Origin of the sequence: Pseudomonas sp. NC02 (assembly GCF_002874965.1) — a bacterium.
In the GTDB taxonomy this organism is placed as follows: domain Bacteria; phylum Pseudomonadota; class Gammaproteobacteria; order Pseudomonadales; family Pseudomonadaceae; genus Aquipseudomonas.
In genome coordinates, this window is the sequence record NZ_CP025624.1 from 5,367,305 (window position 1) to 5,391,268 (window position 23,964).

Annotated in this window: 26 protein-coding genes; 16 read left to right on the forward strand and 10 right to left on the reverse strand. The window is 61.6% G+C overall.

The genetic code is table 11. The features are described 5' to 3' along the window. Positions 1–139 precede the first annotated feature (139 nt). Positions 140–1,477 carry an imelysin family protein gene (locus tag C0058_RS25175; RefSeq protein ID WP_003212990.1) on the forward strand — a complete coding sequence of 446 codons (1,338 nt, stop codon included), beginning with the start codon at positions 140–142 and terminating at the stop codon, positions 1,475–1,477. Between the two features lie 263 nt (positions 1,478–1,740). Beyond that, positions 1,741–3,195, forward strand: a complete 1,455-nt coding sequence (locus C0058_RS25185) for a TrkH family potassium uptake protein (protein WP_102369768.1) — start codon at positions 1,741–1,743, stop codon at positions 3,193–3,195. On the opposite strand, the gene C0058_RS25190 is transcribed toward C0058_RS25185, so the two are convergent. After that, the gene (locus tag C0058_RS25190; protein WP_003212986.1) at positions 3,152–4,207 is read right to left on the reverse strand and encodes an AraC family transcriptional regulator; all 1,056 of its coding nucleotides are present in this window, start codon (positions 4,205–4,207) and stop codon (positions 3,152–3,154) included. The two genes, C0058_RS25185 and C0058_RS25190, sit on opposite strands and share 44 nt — an antisense overlap. Before the next feature lie 161 nt (positions 4,208–4,368). Here C0058_RS25190 and C0058_RS25195 point away from each other — a divergent pair, with 161 nt between their 5' ends. Beyond that, positions 4,369–4,680, forward strand: coding sequence for a DUF962 domain-containing protein (locus C0058_RS25195; RefSeq protein ID WP_003212984.1), 312 nt, complete (start codon positions 4,369–4,371; stop codon positions 4,678–4,680). 33 nt (positions 4,681–4,713) lie between these two features. Next, positions 4,714–5,298: an HD domain-containing protein gene (locus C0058_RS25200; RefSeq protein WP_003212982.1), complete on the forward strand. Its 585-nt coding sequence runs from the start codon at positions 4,714–4,716 to the stop codon at positions 5,296–5,298. Here C0058_RS25200 and C0058_RS25205 read toward each other — a convergent pair. After that, the gene (locus C0058_RS25205; RefSeq protein WP_052024259.1) at positions 5,295–6,569 is read right to left on the reverse strand and encodes an MFS transporter; all 1,275 of its coding nucleotides are present in this window, start codon (positions 6,567–6,569) and stop codon (positions 5,295–5,297) included. The genes C0058_RS25200 and C0058_RS25205 overlap by 4 nt on opposite strands. 362 nt (positions 6,570–6,931) lie before the next feature. Here C0058_RS25205 and C0058_RS33110 point away from each other — a divergent pair, with 362 nt between their 5' ends. The 3 genes from C0058_RS33110 (at position 6,932) to C0058_RS25210 (ending at position 8,594) form a co-directional block, all read left to right on the forward strand. Beyond that, a complete protein-coding gene (locus C0058_RS33110; RefSeq protein WP_003212978.1) occupies positions 6,932–7,060 on the forward strand; it encodes a hypothetical protein in 129 nt (42 codons plus the stop codon). Positions 7,061–7,134: 74 nt separating this feature from the next. Further along, positions 7,135–7,308: a hypothetical protein gene (locus tag C0058_RS32840; protein ID WP_008430977.1), complete on the forward strand. Its 174-nt coding sequence runs from the start codon at positions 7,135–7,137 to the stop codon at positions 7,306–7,308. A gap of 86 nt (positions 7,309–7,394) precedes the next feature. Then, positions 7,395–8,594, forward strand: a complete 1,200-nt coding sequence (locus C0058_RS25210) for an MFS transporter (RefSeq protein WP_003212974.1) — start codon at positions 7,395–7,397, stop codon at positions 8,592–8,594. Here the strand turns inward: C0058_RS25210 and arfB are convergent. Both arfB and C0058_RS25225 read right to left on the reverse strand, forming a co-directional pair. Next, positions 8,591–9,004, reverse strand: a complete 414-nt coding sequence (gene arfB / locus C0058_RS25215) for an alternative ribosome rescue aminoacyl-tRNA hydrolase ArfB (protein ID WP_003212972.1) — start codon at positions 9,002–9,004, stop codon at positions 8,591–8,593. The genes C0058_RS25210 and arfB overlap by 4 nt on opposite strands. A 908-nt stretch (positions 9,005–9,912) precedes the next feature. Continuing rightward, entirely contained in the window at positions 9,913–11,325 is a 1,413-nt protein-coding gene (locus C0058_RS25225) for an amino acid permease (protein ID WP_102369769.1), read from the reverse strand. Positions 11,326–11,850: 525 nt separating this feature from the next. On the opposite strand from C0058_RS25225, the gene C0058_RS32845 reads away from it, so the two are divergent. Together C0058_RS32845 and C0058_RS25230 are read left to right on the forward strand one after the other, a co-directional pair. Then, positions 11,851–11,988 carry a hypothetical protein gene (locus C0058_RS32845; RefSeq protein ID WP_003175756.1) on the forward strand — a complete coding sequence of 46 codons (138 nt, stop codon included), beginning with the start codon at positions 11,851–11,853 and terminating at the stop codon, positions 11,986–11,988. Between the two features lie 77 nt (positions 11,989–12,065). Continuing rightward, a complete protein-coding gene (locus tag C0058_RS25230) occupies positions 12,066–13,025 on the forward strand; it encodes a leucyl aminopeptidase (RefSeq protein WP_102369770.1) in 960 nt (319 codons plus the stop codon). Between the two features lie 210 nt (positions 13,026–13,235). Here the strand turns inward: C0058_RS25230 and rluB are convergent, their stop codons facing one another. From rluB to C0058_RS25260, 6 genes are all read right to left on the reverse strand, one after another. Then, on the reverse strand, positions 13,236–14,483 hold the full coding sequence (gene rluB / locus C0058_RS25235; protein ID WP_003220080.1) for a 23S rRNA pseudouridine(2605) synthase RluB: 1,248 nt from the start codon (positions 14,481–14,483) through the stop codon (positions 13,236–13,238). A 143-nt stretch (positions 14,484–14,626) separates the two neighbouring features. Further along, on the reverse strand, positions 14,627–14,818 hold the full coding sequence (locus C0058_RS25240; RefSeq protein WP_008433107.1) for a DUF1289 domain-containing protein: 192 nt from the start codon (positions 14,816–14,818) through the stop codon (positions 14,627–14,629). 131 nt (positions 14,819–14,949) lie between these two features. Next, complete coding sequence (gene scpB / locus C0058_RS25245; RefSeq protein WP_102369771.1) at positions 14,950–15,909, reverse strand: SMC-Scp complex subunit ScpB; 960 nt, start codon at positions 15,907–15,909, stop codon at positions 14,950–14,952. Positions 15,910–15,921: 12 nt separating this feature from the next. Further along, positions 15,922–16,620, reverse strand: coding sequence for a ScpA family protein (locus tag C0058_RS25250; protein WP_173406103.1), 699 nt, complete (start codon positions 16,618–16,620; stop codon positions 15,922–15,924). 120 nt (positions 16,621–16,740) lie between these two features. After that, on the reverse strand, positions 16,741–17,370 hold the full coding sequence (locus tag C0058_RS25255; RefSeq protein ID WP_003220075.1) for an L-threonylcarbamoyladenylate synthase: 630 nt from the start codon (positions 17,368–17,370) through the stop codon (positions 16,741–16,743). A 13-nt stretch (positions 17,371–17,383) separates the two neighbouring features. Further along, the gene (locus C0058_RS25260; RefSeq protein ID WP_003220073.1) at positions 17,384–18,247 is read right to left on the reverse strand and encodes a PHP domain-containing protein; all 864 of its coding nucleotides are present in this window, start codon (positions 18,245–18,247) and stop codon (positions 17,384–17,386) included. A gap of 87 nt (positions 18,248–18,334) precedes the next feature. Here C0058_RS25260 and C0058_RS25265 point away from each other — a divergent pair, with 87 nt between their 5' ends. The 7 genes from C0058_RS25265 (at position 18,335) to C0058_RS25295 (ending at position 23,939) form a co-directional block, all read left to right on the forward strand. Continuing rightward, on the forward strand, positions 18,335–18,931 hold the full coding sequence (locus C0058_RS25265; protein WP_102369772.1) for a septation protein A: 597 nt from the start codon (positions 18,335–18,337) through the stop codon (positions 18,929–18,931). Between the two features lies 1 nt (position 18,932). Continuing rightward, on the forward strand, positions 18,933–19,232 hold the full coding sequence (locus C0058_RS25270; RefSeq protein WP_087692655.1) for a YciI family protein: 300 nt from the start codon (positions 18,933–18,935) through the stop codon (positions 19,230–19,232). 106 nt (positions 19,233–19,338) lie between these two features. Next, positions 19,339–19,746, forward strand: a complete 408-nt coding sequence (locus C0058_RS25275; RefSeq protein ID WP_003220067.1) for a hypothetical protein — start codon at positions 19,339–19,341, stop codon at positions 19,744–19,746. A 7-nt stretch (positions 19,747–19,753) separates the two neighbouring features. After that, entirely contained in the window at positions 19,754–20,431 is a 678-nt protein-coding gene (locus tag C0058_RS25280; RefSeq protein ID WP_003220065.1) for a response regulator transcription factor, read from the forward strand. Between the two features lie 244 nt (positions 20,432–20,675). Continuing rightward, positions 20,676–21,140: a Spy/CpxP family protein refolding chaperone gene (locus C0058_RS25285; protein ID WP_087692654.1), complete on the forward strand. Its 465-nt coding sequence runs from the start codon at positions 20,676–20,678 to the stop codon at positions 21,138–21,140. A 65-nt stretch (positions 21,141–21,205) separates the two neighbouring features. Further along, entirely contained in the window at positions 21,206–22,549 is a 1,344-nt protein-coding gene (locus tag C0058_RS25290) for a cell wall metabolism sensor histidine kinase WalK (RefSeq protein WP_003220063.1), read from the forward strand. Between the two features lie 40 nt (positions 22,550–22,589). Further along, entirely contained in the window at positions 22,590–23,939 is a 1,350-nt protein-coding gene (locus C0058_RS25295; protein ID WP_102369773.1) for a CoA transferase, read from the forward strand. Positions 23,940–23,964 lie beyond the last annotated feature (25 nt).

The following is a 23,964-nucleotide window of genomic DNA, read 5'->3' on the forward strand; positions in this document are numbered from 1 at the left end:
CGCGCACCGATGGCCGGCAAATCGATACTAAATATTTCCTGCTTATAACGCTTTACACAAAATGCAAATCTTTCGCATTATGTCGCAGTTTTGCGCGCCCCCCGCGTGCCCCATCAACAACCGAAGCAGGATGTTCGCCATGATTCGTATGCCCCTGGCCACCGCCAGCCTTCTCGCCATTGCCATTTCGCTCGCCGGTTGCGGTGAAGGCAAAGACAAGGCCGCCGCGCCTCAAGCCCCGGCCGCCGCCAGCACCACCGCCCCGGCGGCTGCCCCGGCAGGCCAGGTAGACGAGGCCGCCGCCAAGGCCGTGGTCGCGCATTACGCTGACATGGTGTTCGCGGTGTACAGCGATGCCGAGTCCACCGCGAAAACCCTGCAAACCGCGATCGACACTTTCCTTGCCAACCCGAACGACGACACCCTGAAAGCGGCCCGTACCGCCTGGATCGCCTCGCGCGTGCCGTACCTGCAGAGTGAAGTGTTCCGCTTCGGCAACACCATCATTGACGACTGGGAAGGCCAGGTGAACGCCTGGCCCCTGGACGAAGGCCTGATCGACTACGTCGACAAGACCTACGAACACGCCCTGGGCAACCCTGGCGCCACCGCCAACATCATCGCCAACAACGAGATCCAGGTCGGCGAAGACAAGGTCGATGTCAAAGACATCACCCCGGAAAAACTCGCCAGCCTGAATGAGCTGGGCGGTTCCGAAGCCAACGTAGCCACCGGCTACCACGCAATTGAATTCCTGCTCTGGGGCCAGGACCTGAACGGCACCGGCCCGGGCGCCGGCAACCGTCCAGCGTCGGACTACATGACCGGTGATGGCGCCACTGGCGGCCACAACGAGCGCCGCCGCACCTACCTGCGCGCCGTGACTCAACTGTTGGTCAGCGACCTGGAAGAAATGGTCGGCAACTGGAAGCCCAACGTCGAAGACAACTACCGCGCCACGCTGGAAGCAGAACCTGCGACCGATGGCCTGCGCAAGATGCTGTTCGGCATGGGTAGCCTGTCCCTGGGCGAGCTGGCCGGTGAGCGCATGAAGGTTTCCCTGGAAGCCAACTCGCCGGAAGACGAACAGGACTGCTTCAGCGACAACACCCACAACTCGCACTTCTACGACGCCAAGGGTATTCGTAACGTTTACCTGGGTGAGTACACCCGCACCGACGGTACCAAGATGACCGGCGCCAGCCTGTCCTCCCTGGTGGCCAAGGCCGACCCGGCGGCCGATGAAGCGTTGAAGGCTGACCTGGCCTCCACCGAAGCGAAGATCCAGGTGATGGTGGACCACGCCAACAACGGCGAACACTACGACCAGTTGATTGCTGCCGGTAACGACAAAGGCAACCAGATCGTACGTGACGCCATCGCCGCATTGGTGAAGCAGACCGGTTCGATCGAACAGGCTGCTGGCAAGCTGGGCATCAGTGACTTGAACCCGGATAACGCTGATCACGAGTTCTGATCAGTGCCGCGTTGAATGAGGCGACCTTCGGGTCGCCTTTTTTGTGCCTGCCCTCCAAGCTCCATCAACCTGCACAAATCTCCTGTGGGAGCGGGCTTGCTCGCGAAAGCGGTGGGTCAGCCAATGCATCCGTTGACTGATACACCGCTTTCGCGAGCAAGCCCGCTCCCACACTTGATCTGCCACGTCTCCAACGCCCCCCGGTTTACTTGCCCTGCACCGCAGGTAGAATGGCGCCTTTCCTGTCACCCCGAGCGGACCTCATGGCGTTGCCGACCTTACGGATAATCGGTTTCATTATCGGCATCTTCCTGATCACCCTGGCGATCGCCATGGTCATCCCCATGGCGACCCTGGTGTTTTTTGAACGCACCAGCGACCTGCCGTCGTTCCTCTGGGCCAGCCTGATTACCTTTATCGCGGGCCTGGCACTGGTCATCCCCGGCCGTCCGGAACACGTGCACCTGCGCCCGCGGGACATGTACCTGCTGACCGTCTCCAGCTGGCTGGTGGTGTGCATCTTCGCCGCACTGCCGTTTCTGTTGACCCAGCACATCAGCTACACCGACTCGTTCTTCGAAAGCATGTCCGGTATCACCGCTACCGGTTCCACGGTGCTCAGCGGCCTGGACACCATGTCCCCGGGCATCCTCATCTGGCGCTCGCTGCTGCACTGGCTCGGCGGTATCGGCTTTATCGGCATGGCGGTGGCGATCCTGCCGCTGCTGCGCATCGGTGGCATGCGCCTGTTCCAGACCGAATCCTCCGACCGCTCGGAAAAGGTCATGCCCCGCTCACACATGGTGGCGCGCCTGATCGTGGCGGCGTACGTGGGCATCACCATCCTCGGCAGCCTGGCGTTCTGGTGGGCCGGGATGGGGCTGTTCGATGCGATCAACCATGCGATGTCGGCGATTTCCACCGGCGGGTTTTCCACTTCCGACGAATCCCTGGCCCACTGGAAGCAACCGGCGGTGCACTGGGTGGCGGTGGTGGTGATGATTCTCGGCAGCCTGCCGTTCACCCTGTATGTGGCCACGATGCGCGGCAACCGCCGGGCGCTGATCAAGGATCAGCAGGTGCAAGGCTTGCTCGGGTTGCTGGTGGTGACCTGGCTGGTGCTCGGCACCTGGTATTGGTGGACCACCGACCTGCCTTGGCTGGACGCGCTGCGCCACGTGGCGGTGAACGTCACCTCTGTGGTGACCACCACCGGTTTCGCACTCGGGGACTACAGCATCTGGGGCAATTTCTCGCTGATGCTGTTCTTCTACCTGGGCTTTGTGGGCGGTTGCTCCGGCTCCACGGCTGGCGGGATCAAGATCTTCCGTTTCCAGGTCGCCTACATCCTGCTCAAGGCCAACTTGAACCAGCTGATTCACCCACGGGCGGTGATCAAGCAGAAGTACAACGGTCATCGCCTCGATGAAGAAATCGTGCGTTCGATCCTGACCTTCTCGTTTTTCTTCGCCATCACCATCTGCGCCATTGCCCTGGCCCTGTCACTGCTGGGCCTGGACTGGATGACCGCACTGACCGGCGCCGCCAGCACCGTGTCCGGTGTAGGCCCGGGCCTGGGTGAAACCATCGGCCCGGCCGGTAACTTCTCCACCCTGCCGGACGCGGCCAAGTGGATCCTGTCATTCGGCATGCTGCTGGGCCGGCTGGAGATCATTACGGTGTTTGTGCTGTGCATTCCGGCGTTTTGGCGTCACTGACAGGCAGCTCATGCAACCGCGCCCGGTACTCGCCGGGCGTGGCATCGAACCAGCGGCGGAACGCACGAAAGAAGTTGCTCGGGTCGGCAAACCCCAACAGGTAGGCAATTTCCAGCAGGGTCATGCTCGGCTGCGCCAGGTATTGCTCGGCCAGTTCGCGGCGGGTGTCGTCGAGCAAGGTCTGGAAACTCGTGCCCTCCTCCTGCAAGCGGCGCTGCAAGGTGCGCTGGGACAGGTGCAACGTCTGCGCAACCACTTCACGCTTGGGCTCGCCCTGGGGCAGCAATCGGCATAGCACCTGCCGCGCCTTGTGGGTCACCCGGCTCTCGGAAAACCGCGCCAGGTACTCCCCGGCAAAACGATCGTGCAACAACGCCATCGCCTCGTTCGCCGTGGGCAACGGCGCCTCCATATCGGCCCGTTCGAAGATCAGCGCGTCATAGGGCGCGTTGAACACCAGCGGTGCATGGAAGGCTTGTTTATAGGGTGCCAGGTCCGCTGGCTGATCGCCCTGCACCAGCACCTTGCGCGGTTGCAACGTGCGCCCGGTCAGCCAGCCGCATAACGCCAGGGCACTGGCCAGGGACGCTTCGGCACTTTGCCGGGTAGGCGGCAGGTGGTCGCCGTGCACCGTCAGAATCAGCGCATAACCTTCGGGCAACAGGCGGAAACTCAGGTCGGCACTTTCAGCAATGATTCGCTGGTAACGCACCAGCCGCATAAAACCTTCGGCCAGGGTATTGCTGGACATCAAGGCGTAGCCGGCCACATGAAACGACGCCGGGCGCACCACCTTGCCCATGTTCAAGCCAATCGCCGGGTTGCCCGACAGCTCGACCGCGCGCTGCCAGAGGCGGGTCATGGAGTCCTGGGGGAAGCGTGCATCCGGGTCATTCAGCGCGGCGTAATCCAGGCCAAGCTGCTTGAACAAGGCACGGCAATCCAGGCCGTCCATTTCCAGCGCCTTGACTATCCCCATCGCCCAGCTTGCAGAAGTCGTTCGTTCGCTCATGGCGTTTTCTTAACAAGGAAGGCTGAAACGACAGCCAGGAATCCGAAGGATACTAAAGTGGCATCTATTGTCACTGGCTGTTACCACTGATGACTCTAGACTCAAATAAGCTCCCCGCCGAACATCTGTCGGGCAGAACAATAACCAGAGGGCCGACCACTGTGGAAAATGCCAGGCAATTCAACAGCTTCGCCGATTTCTACCCGTATTACCTGAGCGAACACGGCAACAGTACGTGCCGTCGACTGCACTTTATCGGCACCAGCCTCGTTATCTTCATACTCGCGTTGGCGATCGGCAAAGGTGCGTGGTGGCTGCTGCTGGCGCTGCCGGTGGCCGGCTACAGCTTTGCCTGGATCGGCCATTTCTTCTTTGAAAAGAATCGCCCGGCGACCTTCCAGCATCCGCTGTACAGCCTGTTGGGGGATTTCGTGATGTACCGCGACATGATTCTGGGCAAGGTGCCGTTCTAGCCCCACGCTTGAAGAACAATAAGAGAGGCTTTGATGAACCAGCAGGCCCGTTTCACCCATATGCAGGATGGTACCCAGGAAGACTGGGCGATCATCGCCAAGGATTTCAGTGCTTACGCCCGGCAATTGCCAAGCCGGATCCTGGCGCATCTACGGCTGCTGGAGGGCGACTTCGGCGGCTTCCCGGTGGACCGCCTGACCCACTCGCTGCAAACCGCCAGCCGCGCCTGGCACGATGGCCGGGATGAAGAGTACGTGGTGTGCGCCCTGCTCCACGACATCGGCGACACCCTCGGTTCCTACAACCACCCGGACATCGCCGCCGCGATCCTCAAGCCGTTTGTGAGCGCCGAGAATCTGTGGATGGTGGAGAAGCACGGGATCTTCCAGGGCTACTACTTCTTCCACCACCTGGGGATGGACCGCCACCTGCGCGAGCAATTTGGCGACCACCCGCAGTACCGGCAAACCATCGAGTTCTGCGCGCAGTACGACGCGGCGGCGTTCGACCCGGCCTACGACACCCTGCCGCTGAGCTTCTTCGAGCCGATGCTGGCGCGGGTGTTTGCCCAGCCGAAGAACTCGCTCTACAAGGCGGCGATGGAACGCCAGGGTTAAACCGGCAGCAATGTGCCGCCGTGACCGGTTTGGGTGGCTGGCTCCGGATCTTTGACGATCTCCCGGGCCACCATCAGGATCACGATGGCCGCAATGATGTCGAAAATCGCCAGCACCACAAACAGCGGGCTGTAGCCGACCTTGGTCACCAGCACGCCGAACACCGCAGTAAATGCCGCAGCCCCGATAAACCCGCACATCTGCCCGCCACCGGTGGCGGTGGCCACGTCGTTCTTGCCGAATGAGTCCGAGGCGATGGAAAACAGTGCACCCGACAAGGTCTGGTGGGCGAAACCGCCGACACACAGCAGGGCAATCGCGGTGTAGGCACTGTCCACCAGGCCGATGCACGCCGGGCCGATCATGCACAGGCAACCGAACAGCATCACCAGCTTGCGCGAGGTGAACAGCGAGACCTTGAAGTAGCGGTGGAACAACGGGCTCAGGTAGCCACCCAGCACACAGCCAATGTCGGCGGCCAGGAACGGCAGCCAGGCGAACAGCGCCATTTCCTTGATGTTCATGTGCCGCTCGGTCATCAGGTACAACGGAATCCAGGCATTGAACGTCTGCCAGGCCGGCTCCGAGAGCATGCGCGCCGAGGCGATGGCGAAAAAGTTGCGGCTCTTGAGGATGCGCTTCCAGCTGGCTTTCTTCTGCACGCCTTCCTTGAGGTGGGTTTCCTGGCCGGCCTCGATGTACTCACGCTCGGCCTGGGCCAGCAGGCGCTGGTCACGCGGGTGCTTGTACAGCAGCAGCCACAGCCCGCTCCACACCAGGCCGATGCCGCCAACGATCAGGAATGCCAACTGCCAGCCGCTGTGCAAAATCGCCCAGACCACCAGTGGCGGCGCCAGCAACGCACCAAACGACGAACCAAAGTTGAACCAGCCGATGGCGACGGAGCGCTCCTTGGCCGGGAACCACTCGGTAATCGCCTTGACGCCGCCGGGGAAGCCCGCCGACTCCGTCAGCCCCAGTGCGCCACGGGCCACTGCCAGGCTCTGCCAACCGGTGGCGAATGCCGCCAGGGCACAGACTACCGACCAGGAGATGGCGAAGATGGCAAAGCCCATCTTGGTACCGATCGCATCGATCACATAACCGGCGATCGGCTGCATCAAGGCGTAGCACACCTGCCAGGCAACAACGATGTGGGAATACTGCTCAGTGGAGATGCTCAGGTCGGTCATCAGCGTGGGGGCTGCGACTGAGAGCGTGTTGCGGGCCAGGTAGTTAATAATCAGGCCGACCGTCATCAGCCCGACCATCCACCAACGGATGCCTTTGATTTTCATCGCTTCACCTTAATTATTTTTAGATTTGAGGCGTACGTTCTGCGACCGAGCGCATCCGTATTACGGGCGCTATAAAACTGTAACGTCATATGTCGTCATACAACTGTTAGCGTTATATTCAGTCCGCAGCACGATGTCAATCCGTGAAGGGTGATGTTGTACGATGACAATCGACACCCCTGTGGCGCCACGTCACTTGCGCGGCGGGATGAAGACGCGTTCATTTTCTGAGATAAAATCTTTCTGTCATTTACAGTGCTGTATCCTGCACAGGCTTTTTGAACGCGCGGAATCACCTGCGATTGATAAAACAGATCTTGCGAGGAGCGACGACGATGCACGAAATCCCTAATCTCCCCTTCCCAAGCCTGCACGAAACTGAGCAGCCAACCCCGCAACAGGCCGGTGCCACCAAGCCCGAGCCCAAAGAGGCAAAACCGGTCGACCGCAAGAGCGAAGACTGAGAGCCGTACCCAGACCGTGTGGAAAGCGTGACATTGCGCGCTTTCCACACCGCCTGAACACCGTGAGCCCCGCCATGACCGACACCACCCCCGATACCGCCCTGCTCGACACTGCCTTGCACATGGTCGACGTATGGAACCGCCTCACCCCGGAAAAACAGGCCCTCCTGCTCAAGCGCTTCGGCACCCAGGAAAACGCCCTCGCCGCGTTGGTAACCACGCAACTGCTCAACCCCGCCGATCGCTAAAAGTTTGCTTTGCTGCCCCCGCACGCGCCCAGCATCGGTATCATAAGCAGCCTATCTTTTCCTGCTGCGACAGTGGACCTCTCCCCATGCCAGATACCCAGCGCCCCATGGCGGTCACGCTGCAAGTCGTTTCCATCGTTTTGTTCACCTTCATCGGCTACCTGAATATCGGCATTCCCCTGGCCGTGTTGCCTGGCTATGTGCACAGCGACCTGGGCTTTGGCGCCGTGATCGCGGGCCTTGTGATCAGCGTGCAATACCTGGCCACTCTGCTGAGCCGGCCCTATGCCGGACGCATCATCGATAATCGCGGCAGCAAGCGCGCCGTCATGTACGGCCTGGCCGGTTGCGGGTTGAGCGGCGTGTTCATGTTGCTCTCGGCGTGGCTGTCACACCTGCCGGCGCTGAGCCTCACCAGCCTGCTGATTGGCCGCCTGGTGCTGGGCAGCGCTGAAAGCCTGGTGGGCTCGGGTTCCATCGGCTGGGGCATTGGCCGGGTGGGCGCGGCGAATACCGCCAAGGTCATCTCCTGGAACGGCATCGCCAGCTACGGCGCCCTGGCCATCGGCGCACCGCTGGGGGTGTTGCTGGTCAGTCATTTCGGGTTGTGGAGCATGGGCGTCAGTATCATCCTGCTGGCGGTGCTGGGCCTGCTGCTGGCCTGGCCGAAAGTCGCCGCGCCGATCGTGGTGGGCGAGCGCCTGCCGTTCATGCATGTGCTGGGGCGCGTGTTGCCTCACGGCTGCGGGCTGGCGCTGGGCTCGATCGGGTTTGGCACCATCGCCACCTTCATCACCTTGTATTACGCGACCCAGCATTGGGATAACGCGGTGCTGTGCCTGAGCCTGTTCGGTGCCAGCTTTATCGGGGCGCGGTTGTTGTTCGGCAATTTGATCAACCGCATTGGCGGGTTTCGCGTAGCGATTGCCTGTTTGTCGGTGGAGACGCTGGGGCTGCTGCTGCTGTGGCTGGCGCCGGATCCTCATTTGGCGTTGGCGGGTGCGGCGTTGAGCGGGTTTGGCTTTTCCCTGGTGTTTCCGGCCTTGGGTGTGGAGGCGGTCAACCTGGTGCCCGCCTCGAGCCGGGGCGCGGCGGTGGGGGCGTATTCGCTGTTTATCGATTTGTCGTTGGGGATCACCGGGCCGTTGGCCGGGGCGATTGCGGCGGGGTTCGGGTTTGCCTCGATCTTCCTGTTTGCGGCGATCGCGGCGTTTGGCGGGTTGCTGTTGAGCCTGTATTTGTATCGGCAGGCGCCGAAGTATCGCGAAGAACGTCAGGCGAGTTAGAAGTCCACCTTGCCGCGGCCGGCCTTGATGCTGCCGCGTTTGGTCTTGGATTCGAGGCGGCGCTTCTTTGAGCCCAGGGTGGGTTTGGTGGGGCGGCGTTTCTTTTCGACCTTGGTGGCGCTGAGGATCAGTTCCACCAGGCGCTCGAGGGCGTCGGCGCGGTTTTGTTCCTGGGTTCGGTATTGCTGGGCCTTGAGGATCAGTACGCCTTCGCTGGTGATGCGGGTGTCGCGCAGGGCCAGCAGGCGTTCCTTGTAGAAGTCAGGCAGGGACGAGGCCGGGATGTCGAAACGCAGGTGCACGGCGCTGGAGACCTTGTTGACGTTTTGACCGCCAGCGCCCTGGGCGCGGATGGCTGTCAGCTCGATCTCGGCGTCGGGGAGGTGCACGTTGTTGGATATCACCAGCATTTTTTGATCGGGCCTTGGGGTGGAGGGGTAAGGATACGCCAATGTGTTGGGCTGCTGGGGGCTGGGGGCTGGGGGCTGGGTACATATCCGTTATTTGGGTGATGGCTGATATTGGTTCCGCTCTTACAGCGGCTCACTTTTGAACAGCGCAAAAGTAAGCAAAACGCTCTTGCCCCACCACTCGGCACCTCGCCTAGGCTCGGTGTGCCCTCACTCCGGCTTTGGACCGTGGGCCGCCGTCATGGGCCATCCTTGGCCCAGGACGGCTAACCCGGCGTCCTGCCGGGTTACCCACGCTCCAAAGCCTGCGTTCGGCCAGCGTGGTTTAACGGGGCGCCTAAGATCAAGATCAAAAGCAGATCAAGAGCACAGCGGCCTACCGGCCGGCTTGAGTGTTGAAGAGCAAAAGCCAAATCAAAATCTAAAGCGGGCACGGTCAAAAATGTGGGAGCGGGCTTGCTCGCGAAGGGCGTTAACGATGACCCGGGCATTCTGAATGAACGCGGCGCCCTCAGGTTTTTCGCGAGCAAGCCCGGCTCCCACAGAAAAGCAGATCGGTTTTCGCTCTGGTTTTTGATCTGGCTTTTAACACTCAGGTCGGCTTTCAGGCCGCCGTGCTTTTGCTTTTGATTTTGATCTGCGGGCCCCGTCAACCACGATGGCCGCAAGCAGGCACGGTGGAGCGGGTAAACCGGCAAGGATGCCGGTTTAGCCGCGCCGGGCCATGGATGGCCCGTCGCGGCGGCCCGCGGAACCGGGCCGGAGTGCGGGCATGCCGAGCCTAAGCGAGGCACCGAGTGGTGGGGCAAAGACCTTTTGGTTACTTTTGGGGCGTTTGCCAAAAGTGACCCGCTGTAAGAGCGGAACCATAAGTGGCCGTTACCGCAGCAACGGATATGTACCCGAGATCAACCCCGACTCAACACCACCCCCTCCCGAGCCTTGCGCCTGTTCTTGATCCCATAACAAACCCACATAAACACCACCCAAACCGGAATCGCATACACCGACACCTGAATCCCCGGAATCAGCAGCATCACCCCAAGAATAAACACCACAAACGCCAGGCAAACATAATTCCCATACGGATACCAAAGCGCCTTGAACAACGGCACCTGCCCCGTCCGATCCATATGCTGCCTAAACTTGAAATGCGAAAAACTGATCATCGCCCAGTTGATCACCAGGGTCGCCACCACCAGCGACATCAACAACTCCAGCGCATGCTGCGGAATCAGGTAATTCATCAACACCGCCACCAGCGTAATCGCCGCCGACGCCAGGATCGACCGCACCGGCACCCCACGCTTGTCGATCTTCGCCAATGCCCGCGGCGCATCACCCTGCTCGGCCATCCCCAACAGCATCCGGCTATTGCAGTAAGTGCCGCTGTTGTAGACCGACAACGCCGCCGTCAGCACCACAAAGTTGAGAATATGCGCTGCCGTGTTACTGCCCAACATCGAAAACACCTGCACAAACGGACTGCCGCTATAGGCGTCCCCGGAGGCATTCAGGGTCTCCAGCAAGCTGTCCCAAGGCGTCAACGACAACAGCACCACCAACGCGCCGATGTAGAAAATCAGGATCCGGTAGATCACCTGGTTGATCGCCTTCGGAATCACCGTGCGTGGCTTGTCCGCCTCAGCCGCAGTAAACCCGAGCATCTCCAGGCCGCCAAACGAGAACATGATGATCGCCATGGCCATCACCAAACCACCCACGCCATGGGGAAAGAACCCGCCGTGCTCCCACAGGTTGGTCACCGAGGCTTGTGGCCCGCCGGTGCCGCTCACCAGCAGGTAACTGCCCAGGGCGATCATGCCGACAATGGCGACCACCTTGATGATCGCAAACCAGAACTCGGCCTCGCCGAAGACTTTGACGTTGGAAAGATTGATCACATTGATCAACACAAAAAACGCCGCCGCCGACACCCAGGTCGGGATCTCGGGCCACCAGTAGTGCACATACTTGCCAACTGCCGTCAGCTCCGACATGCCCACCAGGATGTACAAAATCCAGCAGTTCCAGCCCGACAGGACGCCGGCGAAACCGCCCCAATACTTGTGGGCAAAGTGGCTGAAGGAACCGGCCACCGGCTCTTCGACGATCATCTCGCCCAGCTGGCGCATGATCATGAAGGCAATAAAGCCGCAGATGGCATACCCGAGGATCATCGACGGCCCGGCGGATTTCAGCACGCCGGCCGACCCCAGGAACAACCCGGTGCCAATCGCGCCACCGAGGGCGATCAGTTGGATATGGCGATTTTTCAGGCCGCGCTTCAGTTCGCCTGAATGCGAGTTGGCTTCACTCATGGAAAGGGTCTCACGCAAGGTTTGAGGGTGCTCATGGAGGGGTGCTGCTTTGGTAACGGGCTACAGCAGCGCCGATCAAACCCCGGTCCAGCGTTTTTTCTTACGGTCATACGTCACCTGTTGTTTTTATCTGTGACGAAATCGAACCCGACGGGCTTGTGGCCAGGCGGAATGAACAAGGCGGATAGCCCTGAGAGAGTGGGATCACAGTAAAACGCGGCGCATTGTACACCGCCAAACCTGTCTGGGCTGACAGGATGCGGTGCGGCAGATAGGAGGGACATTAGGAAAATTCTTTCAGATAACGAGAAGTTGACGAAAGGACGATTCCTACAAAACGATGCAACCAACTCTCTGTTTCATCGACATAAACCAAATCGCCATCAAAACGGAATAAAAAATCCAAATGGAACCGTGTCAATAAAAATTTTGCAATCCCAAACACTCTCTTCTAGGTTCATCCACTTGCCCAGCGCAGCAAGCTGGCAAGCTCGTTCTCAAACAACGTCATCTAGGAGATTCACCATGCAAGCACTGGAAAATGACCTGGAAACCGAACTGCAACTCGACGATTGGTTTGAAGCGCCGACCCATGAGGCCGCCGTTGAAATGATGCAAGCCGATGCCGTCGTGCCGTTCGGCACCGCGATGTGGCCTTTCTAATCTGATCAGGCACCCCGGCAGGTGCGGGACGCCGCACCTGCCACTGCTCCTACCGAAGGCTTTGAAGGAAGGACGTCATGGACAAGGCCCGCGCCGTCGAACATTTTCTGTATTACCTCGCCCATCACCCGGCCCTCGCCGGCCTGCACCGCCCCACCATTTTGCTTGGCCATACCGAACGCTACGACGCCATCGCCCAATCGATCATCCAGGGCAGCGCTGCCCGCTTCGACTTCCAGGTACAACGCCTGGACCAGGCCCCCTGCGAAGCGCTGGCCAAGGCCATCGAAGACTGTGACCTGTACATGTTTCTCTACGATTCCTCGACCCTGCCCAACCCACGCGCCGAAGGCCCGGACTTTATCCGTGCCCTGCAAGGCGTGATGGCCGAGCACTGGAAAAAATCCCTGCTGCTCAAGGACTACGGCGACTATTTCTACGACACCTTCAGCGTCGCCCCACAGCGAATTGCCGACCTCAACGCCACGTTGATCCGGCGCATGTCCCAGGCCAGCGTGCTGAGCTTCACCGACCAGCATGGCTCGCGCCTTGAAGCGCCCATGAGCAGCATCAAGAAGTGGACCAATATCAACGGCATCGGCAACCACGACCTGGCACCCGGCGAGATCGCCACCCACAGCGAGGCCATCAACGGCCAGGTGCGGTTCGTCGGCACCTTCCTCAGCACCATTCCCTTTGCGCGCAAATACGGCGTGCTGCAATCACCGCTGGAACTGTGGATCGAGAACTCGACCATCTGCACCGTGGCCAGCGAAGTGCCGGGGCTGGCGGATGACTTCAACAAATACCTGAATGCCAACCCGTCCAATCGCCGGGTGGAAGAACTGGGCATTGGCACCAATGAAGGCGTGAAGGATTTGTATGCGCGCAACGCCGGCTTTGAAGAGCGTCATTGCGGGCTGCACCTGGGCTTGGGTGGCGGGCAGAAAGGCAGCCACCACCTGGACCTGATCTTCGCCAGCGGCGTGTTGGCCCTCGACGATAAACCTGTGTTCGATGGGGCTTTCATGTTCTGACACGCCCGCCAAAACAATGGAGATCAACTGTGGGAGCGGGCTTGCTCGCGAATGCGGTGGGTCAGTCACTGGATGTATCAACTGATACACCGCATTCGCGAGCAAGCCCGCTCCCACAATGGACCTGCTTTGCTCATAGAGCAGGTTCCAAATCCAGGCCAAAAAAAACGCCAACCCGAGGGTTGGCGTTTTTATGCAGCGCTTAACGAATCACTGCGGCTTCTTGCGACCAAAACCTGGACGCTGGCCGGAACCGGCCGGTGCACCACGACGCTTGCCCGATGGCGCGTCATCGACCAGCTTCAGGCCCGGGCGCTTTTTCGGCGATGGCTTGGCTGGACGTTTGGTGCTGGCGCTGTCGTCGGCACGGCCCGCAGCCGGAGCACCACGACCAGACTCGCCACGGTTACCGCGACCGCCGGCAGGTGCATCACCACGACCGGCTGGACGCGGTGCGCGCGGCGCACGTTCGCCATCCTGACGGGGCGGTGCCGAAGGACGACGCTCGCCTTCGATGTGCGGCTCGCGGGAGATGCGGCCGCCCGTGGCCGGTGCATCCAGCGCAGGGCGCAGGGTGCGGGCAACACGGTCGGTACGCGCCACCGGACGCGACGATTTACGCTGCATACGCTCAAGCTTGTCTTTGCTCTTGGCGTTCATCTGCGGCATGGCCACCGGCGTCAGGCCGACTTCGGCACTGAGGATGTCGACTTCGTACTGGCTCATTTCGCGCCAGCGGCCCATCGGCAGGTCGGAGTTGAGGAACACCGGGCCGAAACGCACGCGCTTCAGGCGGCTGACCACCAGGCCCTGGGATTCCCACAGGCGACGTACTTCACGGTTACGGCCTTCCATCACCACGCAGTGGTACCAATGGTTGAAGCCTTCGCCGCCCGGCGCCTGCTTGATGTCGGTGAACCTGGCCGGGCCGTCTTCCAGCACGACGCCGGCTTTCAAGCGCTCGATCATTTCGTCATCGACTTCACCACGCACACGTACCGCGTATTCACGGTCCATCTCGTAGGAAGGGTGCATCAGGCGGTTGGCCAGCTCACCGTCGGTGGTGAACATCAGCAAGCCGGTGGTGTTGATGTCGAGACGACCGATGTTGATCCAGCGGCCTTCTTTGGGGCGCGGCATCTTGTCGAATACGGTTGGACGGCCTTCCGGGTCGTCACGGGTGCAGATTTCGCCATCAGGCTTGTTGTACATGATGACGCGGCGCACCGATTCGGCGGCCTCTTCACGCTTGATGACCTTGCCATCAATGGTGATGGCATCGTGCAGGTCGACGCGCTGGCCAAGGGTGGCTTCAACGCCGTTGACCTTGATGCGCTTCTGGGTGATCCAGGCTTCTACGTCGCGGCGCGAGCCTACGCCGATACGGGCGAGGACTTTCTGCAGTTTTTCGCCTGCGGGGCCGATTTCCTGGGTGTCGTTCTGGTCTTGGTCACTCATCTTAAGCACCTCCCGGTGTGTCGATTCAGGCTTGGCCTGAAGATAGTAAAAGCTGGGCTTTTGGCGAACGCATCGCCAAAGGGTCGCGAATCATACGCTCATGGCGCGCGTTGCGCATCAGAGACTAGTCGATAAGTGCGGGCTCATTTGCCTTTCCGCCGACCGGTGGCACCCAGCGCCAGCAGGCGCAGCTCGGCTTCGGCGAGTACCGTGCGCTTGTCGACCTTGTCGAGTTTCTTCCAGGCACGGATCTCGCGCTTGCTGCGCCCGCAGCCCACGCAGATGTCATCGGTGAATTTGCAGACGCTGATGCAGGGGTCTTTGGTGGAGCTCATTTGAGTTCTCCTTGCTGGCGACAATCCAAATGTGGGAGCGGGCTTGCTCGCGAATGCAGTGTGTCAGTCGCCGGATGCTTGGCTGACCCACCGCATTCGCGAGCAAGCCCGCTCCCACATTTTGTTCTGCGTCAGTCTTCGAATTGGCGGCGCTCGTTTTCGATGGCTTCGGCCAGGGCGCGGGCTTCGTCTTCTTCGTCGCTCAGCGGCGGTTGTTCGAGCGCTGCGACGGCGGCCAGCAGTTTGGCACGCGCTTCGGCGACGCCGAGGATGTCCTCCTCGGGTTCAGGCTCGGGCTCATCTTCAACTTCGACTGGCAGCTCAACCTCAACGTTCAGTTGCAGCGCAGGCTCCTGCTCACCGTCACTGGCCGCACCATCACGCAGCAAGTCATCGAAGTCAGTCTTGATGCCCTGCTCCATGTCATCCAGTTCCAGCAACAATGTGTGGAAACTGGTTTCGTCCTTCGGCTCTTCCGGCTCGGCGCTGGCGTCGGCCAGCTCCTGCAACCCGGCGGGCACCGGTGCGTCGTCGAAATCCAGGACCGGGTCCGGCTCCATCTCCCGCAGCTCGGCCAGCGGCGGCAAGTCGTCGAGGTTTTTCAGGTTGAAGTGGTCGAGGAACACCTTGGTAGTGGCAAACATCGCCGGCTTGCCGGGCACGTCGCGGTAGCCAACGATCCTGATCCACTCCCGCTCCAGCAACGTCTTGACGATATGGCTGTTGACCGCGACGCCGCGCACGTCTTCGATCTCGCCCCGGGTGATCGGCTGGCGATAGGCGATCAGCGCCATGGTTTCCAGCATCGCGCGGGAATAGCGCTGCGGGCGTTCTTCCCACAGGCGGCCGACCCACGGCGAAAACTTCTCGCGAATTTGCAGGCGATACCCGGAAGCCACTTCCCGCAGCTCGAAGGCACGGCCGTCGCAGGACTTGCGCAGAATCTCCAGGGCCTTCTTGAACACCGGCGGCTCAGGGCGCTCGGCTTCTTCAAACAGTTCGAACAGGCGCTCCAGGGATTGCGGCTTGCCCGAGGCCAGGAGAAAGGCTTCCAGCAGCGGAGCCAGTTCGCGGGGTTCAGTCAGATTCATCGATTCAGCTCTTTATTCGGCTCGCGCCCGCACGTGGATAGCCGCAAAAGGCTCATTCTGGACCAGCTCGACCAAGGATTCCTTGACCAGCTCAAGGATCGCCATAAAGGTCACGACTACCCCCAGGCGCCCTTCTTCCTTGGTAAACAGCTCGACAAACGGCACAAACCCGCCGCCCTTGAGGCGATCCAGCACATCACTCATGCGCTCGCGGGTGGACAGTGCCTCGCGGCTGACCTGGTGGCTTTCAAACATATCGCCACGGCGCAGTACTTCGGCCATGGACATCAGCAACTCTTCCAGGCTCACGTCCGGCAGCAGCTTGCGCGCCCGGGCTTCCGGGGCGTCGAGCTTGGGCACCACCACATCGCGGCCGACCCGGCTCAAACCGTCGATGCCTTCGGCCGCGGCCTTGAAGCGCTCGTACTCCTGCAGGCGGCGGATCAGTTCGGCGCGGGGGTCATCCTCTTCCGCCTCGATAGTCTCCGAGCGCGGCAGCAGCATGCGTGACTTGATTTCCGCGAGCATCGCGGCCATCACCAGGTATTCGGCGGCCAGTTCCAGGCGCACGGTCTGCATCAGTTCGACGTAGCCCATGTACTGGCGGGTGATTTCCGCCACCGGGATGTCGAGGATATTGATGTTCTGCTTGCGGATCAGGTACAGCAGCAAGTCCAGCGGACCTTCGAAGGCTTCGAGGAAGACTTCCAGCGCATCCGGCGGGATGTACAGGTCCAGCGGCATTTCCATCACGGCCTGGCCGTAGACCATGGCAAATGGCAGTTCCTGCTGGGCGCCCGCCTGGCTGTCGACGGTTTCCACGGCCGACATTCAGGCCTCGACCATGAACGGTGCCGGGTCGCCACACCCCACACGCACCACTTCCGGCTCGCCATCGGCCAGGTTGATCACGGTGGAGGCCTTGTTGCCGCCGTAGCCGCCGTCGATGATCAGGTCGACGTGTTTTTCCAGCAGCCGGCGCATTTCATAAGGGTCGTACAACGGCTCTTCTTCCCCCGGCAGGATCAGCGACACACTCATCAGCGGCTCACCGAGTTCGGCCAGCAGCGCCAGGGCGATCGGGTGTTCCGGCACCCGCAGGCCGATGGTGCGCTTCTTCGGGTGCAGCAGCAGGCGCGGCACTTCGCGGGTGGCGTTGAGGATGAAGGTGTAGGGCCCCGGCGTGTGGGCCTTGAGCAGGCGGAAGGTGCCGGTGTCGACCTTGGCGAACAGCCCCAGCTGGGACAGGTCGCTGCAAATCAGTGCGAAGTTGTGGTTCTTGTCCAGGTCACGCAGGCGTCTTACGCGCTCGACCGCATTCTTGTCGCCGATCTGGCAACCGATGGCGTAGGACGAATCCGTGGGGTAGATCACCACGCCACCGGCACGGATGATCTCCACGGCCTGTTTGATCAGGCGCGCCTGCGGGTTTTCCGGATGAATCTGGAAGAATTGACTCACGTGTTCTACCTGTTCAGACGGTGGCAATAATGGGGTCATGTTTGAAGCGACACCAAAGGGGCGGCAAATCTTCCGGAACGGCGCGGTACTCGCCAATCTCGGACCAGCCGCCGGGGCCATGAAAATCACTGCCGGCGCTGACCAGCAGACCAAATTCGCGGGCAAGAATCGCCAGGCTGCCTACCTGCTCGGCGGGTTGATGCCCGTTGACCACTTCGATTGCGTGGCCGCCCGCTCCAATATAGTCGCCAATCAGCTTGCGACGCTTGCTGCGGGTGAAATCGTAATGCCACGGATGCGCCAGGCTGACCCAGGCACCTGCTGCCCGCAGTGTGCCAACGGTGTCTTCCAGGGTTGGCCAGTGTTGCTTGACGTCCCCCAGCTTGCCGGCACCCAGCCATTTGCGGAACGCTTCGGCGCGATCCTTTACAAAACCTTCACGCACCATCCAGTCGGCAAAGTGCGGGCGGGCCGGGGCGTTGCCGCTGTCACCCAGTTCCTGCTGGATGGCGCGGGCGCCTTCCAGGCCGTTGGGCATGCCCTTGAGGGCCAGCTTGCGGCTTATTTCTTCGGACCGCAGCCAGCGGCCATCGTGCAATTTGGCGATGGCCTCCACCAGCGGCGGCGCGTTGACGTCGAAACCGTAGCCCAATACGTGGATGGTTGCGCCGCCCCAGGTGCAGGACAATTCAACCCCGTTGACCAGTTGCATGCCCAACGCATGCGCCGCCTCGCGGGCCTCTGCCAGGCCTTCGAGGGTGTCGTGGTCGGTCAACGACAGGACTCGCACGCCTTTTTCAAACGCACGCGCAACCAGGACCGCGGGCGCCAGGGCGCCGTCGGAGGCTGTGCTATGGCAGTGCAAATCAACATTCACGGGAGTGTGTAACCTCAAGTCAGCTGGCGCTTTCGCTACCAAGGATGTTTGTTATTATGCCGCCACATCCAGCTTCTGGCTCTTACTGTGAAACAATTCATCGACTTCATCCCGCTGTTGCTGTTTTTCATCGTTTACAAAACCGACCCTCGCGTTATCGATCTTGCCGGCCACGAGCTGACCGTCGGCGGCATCTACAGCGCCACGGCGGTGCTGATCATCAGCTCCGTGGTGGTCTACGGCGCGCTCTTCATCTCCCAGCGCAAGCTGGAAAAAAGCCAGTGGCTGACCCTGGTCGCCTGCCTTGTGTTCGGCAGCCTGACCCTGGCCTTCCACAGCGAAACCTTCCTTAAATGGAAAGCCCCGGTGGTCAACTGGCTGTTCGCCCTGGCCTTTATCGGCAGCCACTTCATCGGTGATCGCCTGCTGATCAAGCGGATCATGGGCCACGCGCTGACCTTGCCAGACCCGGTATGGACCCGCCTGAACATCGCCTGGATCGTGTTTTTCCTGTTCTGCGGCGCCGCCAACCTGTTCGTCGCCTTTACCTTCCAGAGCTACTGGGTGGACTTCAAGGTGTTCGGCAGCCTGGGCATGACCGTGCTGTTCCTGGTCGGCCAGGGTATCTACCTGTCGCGCCACCTGCATGACACCGACCCTACCACGCCGAAAACCGAGGACTGACATGCTCTACGCCATCATTTCCACCGACGTCGCCAACTCCCTGGAAAAACGCCTGTCCGTACGCCCGGCCCACGTCGAGCGCCTGAAACAGCTGCAAGCCGAAGGCCGCCTGGTACTGGCCGGCCCACATCCTGCGGTAGACAGCAACGACCCGGGAGACGCCGGTTTCATCGGTAGCCTGATCGTCGCCGAGTTCGCCTCCCTGGCGGCGGCACAAGCCTGGGCCGATGCTGATCCGTATGTAGCGGCCGGCGTGTACGCCCAGGTGCTGGTCAAACCGTTCAAGCAAGTCCTGCCTTGATTCGTTGCGCGCTGAACCAAATGGCTTCAGCGCACTCCTAAACGCTCATTATTCCCGGTAACCTGCCGACAACGTTCTGAATATTCGTGTGGAATCAGGAGTTCCGATGCGCTTACGTCAGTTGTGTCTGTTGGCAGTGTTAATGATCGGGGCTACGGCCCACGCTGAAGAAACCTCGAACACCGGCAGTTCCACGCCCCTGTCCTTGAGTGCCGGCAGCCAGATCACCGATTTGCAGCAACGTTTGAAAGAGAGCGAACGCCAGCGCGATGAGCTGAGCAAGCAATTGCAAAGTGCTGACGCCACGCGGGAAAGTACCCAACTGAGTAAACTGCGCCAGGAGAACCAACGCCTGGTCCAGCAACTCAAAGAAGCACAGGGCAGTGCCTTGCCACGCTGGCTTACCGAGCAACAACAATGGTTCGTGACCGGCGGGGCAGTCGCGCTGATCGCCCTGTTATGCGGGATCTTCGCCAGTGGCGGGCACCGGCGCCGTCGACAATGGCTAAATTGAGTGAGTCATGAGCGAGCTGTTACTGATAGATGATGACCAGGAGCTCTGTGAGCTGCTGACCAGTTGGTTGAGCCAGGAAGGTTTCCAGGTGCGCGCCTGCCATGACGGCTTGAGCGCCCGCAAGGCATTGGCCGAAGCCGCCCCGGCGGCCGTGGTGCTCGACGTGATGCTGCCCGACGGCAGCGGCCTGGAGCTGCTCAAGCAATTGCGCAGCGACCACCCGGAACTGCCGGTGCTGATGCTCTCGGCCAGGGGCGAACCCCTGGACCGGATCCTCGGCCTGGAACTGGGCGCCGACGACTACCTGGCCAAACCCTGCGATCCTCGTGAACTGACCGCGCGCCTGCGCGCCGTGCTGCGCCGCAGCCACCCGGCCGCCGTGTCCACTCAGCTGGAGCTGGGCGACCTGTGCTTCAGCCCGGTGCGTGGCGTGGTCACTATCGATGAACAGGAATTTGCCCTGACCGTGTCCGAAAGCCGCCTGCTGGAAGCCTTGCTGCGTCAGCCCGGCGAGCCGCTGGACAAGCAGGAACTGGCGCAAATCGCCCTGGGCCGCAAGCTGACCCTGTATGACCGCAGCCTGGACATGCACGTCAGCAACCTGCGCAAGAAGATCGGCCCGCACCCGGATGGCCGGCCACGGATCGTGGCGCTGCGTAGCCGCGGCTATTACTACAGCCTCTAGCCCGCGTAGCAGCTGTCGAGCCTCGGCGAGGCTGCGACAGCATCGCCTCGGTACAGGTGTCAGACCGCAGCGCCTGCCTCGCAGCCTCGCCAAGGCTCGACAGCTGCTACGGTCGCCAATAGTTTTGTCAGCCCCGCCCAAAATCCTCTTTACCCAAGCTTTACCGTACCCTGACTGCCGCTGACCTTGATCTCCGTAATCTACTCACATCCGGACTCACCGGAATAGAGACAGGAGAATCACCATGCGCAAGACCCTTATCGCTTTGATGTTCGCTGCTGCCCTGCCAACCGTTGCCATGGCCGCTGCGCCAGAAGGCCCAGGCCCGATGGGCGGTCCTGAAGGCCACATGATGGGTGGCCCAGGTCACGGCGGTGAACACGGCATGCGGGGCAAAGGTGGCCCTTTCAGCCAGCTGGACCTGAGCCCTGAACAGCGCCAGCAGATCGGCAAGTTGATGGGCCAGCAATGGCACGCTCGCAAAGAGTTGGTGCGCAAGTACCTGGACAAACTGCCAGCCGCAGATCAGAAAGCCATGAAAGACGAAATGGCGGCCGCCAAGCAGAAAACCCAGACCGACATCCGTGCCGTGCTGAAACCCGATCAACAGAAGAAATTCGACGAGATCGTGAAGAAACAAGCCGAGCGCCGCGCCGAGTGGAAGGAATTCCAGGCCTGGAAAGCCCAGCAGCCGCAAAAAGCGCAATAATGATCTAGCTTCACTCCCAGCCCAGTGGCCACCGCCGCTGGGCTTTTCCTGTTTGAGGATTTCTTGTGCGTTCATTGTTCTGGCGCGTCCTTGCCAGCTTCTGGCTGGCCATCGCCCTGGTTGCCGGGTTGTCGATCCTGCTTGGGCATATGCTCAACCAGGACGCCTGGATTCTCAGCCGCCACCCTGGGCTCAATAACCTCGCGCAGGAATGGACGCAGCTTTACGAGGCCCAGGGCGAGGACGCCGCCCAGGAGCTGCTGCAGCAGCGCAAGCGTCAGTACCACATTGACGTGCAAGTGCTTAACGAAAGCGGCGAGCCTGTGGTGCGCGGCACCTTCCCGCGCCGCGCCGCCGCCCTCGAAGCCCGGCAAAACGACAGCCAGGACCGCCACCTGCCCTGGCGCCGGCTGACCGCCGAGTACACCAGCGAAAAAACCGGCGACACCTACCTGCTGATCTACCGCATTCCCCACCCGGAACTGGACGCCTGGCACCGCAGCAGCCTACTCTGGCCGTTAAGTGCCCTGGCGATTGCGCTGGTGGTGCTGACCCTGTTCAGCCTGTTGGTGACGTTGTCCATCACCCGCCCCCTCAGCCGCCTGCGCGGCGCAGTGCACGACCTGGGCCAGACCACCTATCAGCAGAACAGCCTGGCGCGGCTGGCCAACCGTCGCGACGAATTCGGCGTACTGGCCACCGACTTCAACCGCATGGGCGCCCGCCTGCAAAGCCTGATCGGCAGCCAGCGCCAGTTGCTGCGGGATGTGTCCCACGAACTGCGCTCGCCCCTGGCCCGCCTGCGGATCGCCCTGGCCCTGGCAGAACGGGCCACGCCCGAAGCGCGGGAAAAACTCTGGCCGCGCCTGACCCGCGAATGCGACCGCCTGGAAGCGCTGATCAGCGAAATCCTGGTACTCGCCCGGGTGGACGCTGATAACGCCAGTGCCGAAGACATCGACCTCAACCCGTTGCTCCGGACCCTGCAAAAAGACGCCTTGCTCGGCGCGCCGGACCAACCCGTGCAGCTGGATGCCGAGGCCGGGCTGCACCTCAAGGGCTGGCCGACCATGATCGAACGCGCGGTGGATAACCTGCTGCGCAACGCCCAACGCTTCAACCCGCCCGGGCAACCGATTGAAATGGAAGCCAGACGCCAGGGCGAACGCATTGTGATCAGTGTGCGCGACCACGGCCCCGGCGTGGATGCCGAACACCTGAGCCAACTCGGCGAGCCGTTTTACCGCGCCCCGGGGCAAACCGCCCAGGGCCATGGCCTGGGCCTGGCCATTGCGCGGCGCGCCGCAGAGCGCCATGGCGGCAGCCTGATCCTGGCCAATCATCAAGGCGGCGGCTTTATCGCCAGCGTGGATCTGCCACTGGAGCCGGGGGTTGTCATTCAACCCTGATGATCTTCTATGATGGTCCTTCTCATTAGGAGGGCCTTTGATGACTGATCTGCTCACCCCCATCCAGGAAGCACTCGATTTACCCGTCACCCCACTGGCCGTAACCGAAGTCGGCGCCCTGCCCTCGACCTTTGCCGTCACCGAACTGGCCAGCGCCAGCATCGGTGCCGCGGGCCAGGCGGTCGCCCAGTTGCTGTTGCAGCAAACCGGGCGCCTGCCCTCGGTGACCGTGGACCGGCGCCTCGCCTCGTTCTGGTTCTCCTCCTCGCTGCGCCCCGACGGCTGGACCACACCGCCGCTGTGGGACCCGATAGCCGGCGACTACGCCTGCACCGATGGCTGGATTCGCCTGCACACCAATGCACCGCATCACCGTGCCGCCGCCGAGCGCGTACTCGGGCAGGTCGCTGACCGTGAAGCAATGGCCGCGAAGGTTGCGCCATGGACCGCTGCCGAGCTGGAACAGGCGATCGTCGAAGCCAACGGCTGTGCGGCGCAGATGCGCTCATGGCAAGACTGGCAGGTGCATCCACAAGGCTTGGCGGTCAATCAGGAACCGCTGGTCCATCGCCAGACCTTTGCAGCCCTCAGCGACAAACCCTGGTTGGGCTCGGTGGCAAGGCCGCTGGCGGGCATCAAGGTGCTGGACCTGACGCGCGTATTGGCCGGCCCCACCGCCAGCCGTTTTCTGGCTGGCCTCGGCGCCGATGTACTGCGCATCGATTCCCCTGACTGGAACGAACCCGGCGTGGTGCCGGAAATGACCCTGGGCAAACGTTGCGCCCGCCTGGACCTGAAAAACCCCGACGACCGCCTGATCTTCGAAAACCTGCTCAAGGACACCGACATTCTGCTGCACGGCTATCGCGCCGATGCACTGGAACAGTTGGGCTACGGTGAGGCTGCGCTGCAAGCCCTCGCGCCTGGCCTGATCGACGCCAGCCTCAACGCTTACGGCTGGAGCGGCCCGTGGCGCAATCGCCGGGGGTTCGACAGCCTGGTGCAGATGAGCACCGGGATTGCCGAGGCTGGCAGGCAGTGGAAAAACTCGGACAAACCGGTGCCGCTGCCGTTGCAGGCGCTGGACCACGCCACCGGGTATTTGATGGCGGCCAGTGCGATTCAGGCGTTGAGTGAACGATTGAAATCCGGCCGCGGCGGTTCGGCACTGTTGTCCCTCGCGCGCACGGCAAAGCTGTTGGTGGACGCAGGACAAGTCCCTGAACAACTACCGCTGCGGGCCGAAGAACCGGGTGATCAAGGCTTGGTGGTGGAGCAAACCGCCTGGGGCCCGGCCCACCGCTTGCTGCCCCCGGTGACCATCAGCGGGACACCGTTGCAGTGGGACTTGCCCGCCGGGGAATTGGGCTCACACCGCCCTCAGTGGTGACCGAAGATCCTGTGGCGAGGGAGCT

What these genes read in the sequence shown, in the direction of transcription:
- C0058_RS25175 (WP_003212990.1), top strand. Translation starts at nt 140, where the DNA reads ATGATTCGTATGCCCCTGGCCACCGCCAGCCTTCTCGCCATTGCCATT.
- C0058_RS25185 (WP_102369768.1), top strand. Translation starts at nt 1,741, where the DNA reads ATGGCGTTGCCGACCTTACGGATAATCGGTTTCATTATCGGCATCTTC.
- C0058_RS25190 (WP_003212986.1), bottom strand. Translation starts at nt 4,207, where the DNA reads ATGAGCGAACGAACGACTTCTGCAAGCTGGGCGATGGGGATAGTCAAG.
- C0058_RS25200 (WP_003212982.1), top strand. Translation starts at nt 4,714, where the DNA reads ATGAACCAGCAGGCCCGTTTCACCCATATGCAGGATGGTACCCAGGAA.
- C0058_RS25205 (WP_052024259.1), bottom strand. Translation starts at nt 6,569, where the DNA reads ATGGTCGGGCTGATGACGGTCGGCCTGATTATTAACTACCTGGCCCGC.
- C0058_RS33110 (WP_003212978.1), top strand. Translation starts at nt 6,932, where the DNA reads ATGCACGAAATCCCTAATCTCCCCTTCCCAAGCCTGCACGAAACTGAG.
- C0058_RS32840 (WP_008430977.1), top strand. Translation starts at nt 7,135, where the DNA reads ATGACCGACACCACCCCCGATACCGCCCTGCTCGACACTGCCTTGCAC.
- C0058_RS25210 (WP_003212974.1), top strand. Translation starts at nt 7,395, where the DNA reads ATGCCAGATACCCAGCGCCCCATGGCGGTCACGCTGCAAGTCGTTTCC.
- arfB (WP_003212972.1), bottom strand. Translation starts at nt 9,004, where the DNA reads ATGCTGGTGATATCCAACAACGTGCACCTCCCCGACGCCGAGATCGAG.
- C0058_RS25225 (WP_102369769.1), bottom strand. Translation starts at nt 11,325, where the DNA reads ATGAGTGAAGCCAACTCGCATTCAGGCGAACTGAAGCGCGGCCTGAAA.
- C0058_RS32845 (WP_003175756.1), top strand. Translation starts at nt 11,851, where the DNA reads ATGCAAGCACTGGAAAATGACCTGGAAACCGAACTGCAACTCGACGAT.
- C0058_RS25230 (WP_102369770.1), top strand. Translation starts at nt 12,066, where the DNA reads ATGGACAAGGCCCGCGCCGTCGAACATTTTCTGTATTACCTCGCCCAT.
- rluB (WP_003220080.1), bottom strand. Translation starts at nt 14,483, where the DNA reads ATGAGTGACCAAGACCAGAACGACACCCAGGAAATCGGCCCCGCAGGC.
- C0058_RS25240 (WP_008433107.1), bottom strand. Translation starts at nt 14,818, where the DNA reads ATGAGCTCCACCAAAGACCCCTGCATCAGCGTCTGCAAATTCACCGAT.
- scpB (WP_102369771.1), bottom strand. Translation starts at nt 15,909, where the DNA reads ATGAATCTGACTGAACCCCGCGAACTGGCTCCGCTGCTGGAAGCCTTT.
- C0058_RS25270 (WP_087692655.1), top strand. Translation starts at nt 18,933, where the DNA reads ATGCTCTACGCCATCATTTCCACCGACGTCGCCAACTCCCTGGAAAAA.
- C0058_RS25275 (WP_003220067.1), top strand. Translation starts at nt 19,339, where the DNA reads ATGCGCTTACGTCAGTTGTGTCTGTTGGCAGTGTTAATGATCGGGGCT.
- C0058_RS25280 (WP_003220065.1), top strand. Translation starts at nt 19,754, where the DNA reads ATGAGCGAGCTGTTACTGATAGATGATGACCAGGAGCTCTGTGAGCTG.
- C0058_RS25285 (WP_087692654.1), top strand. Translation starts at nt 20,676, where the DNA reads ATGCGCAAGACCCTTATCGCTTTGATGTTCGCTGCTGCCCTGCCAACC.
- C0058_RS25295 (WP_102369773.1), top strand. Translation starts at nt 22,590, where the DNA reads ATGACTGATCTGCTCACCCCCATCCAGGAAGCACTCGATTTACCCGTC.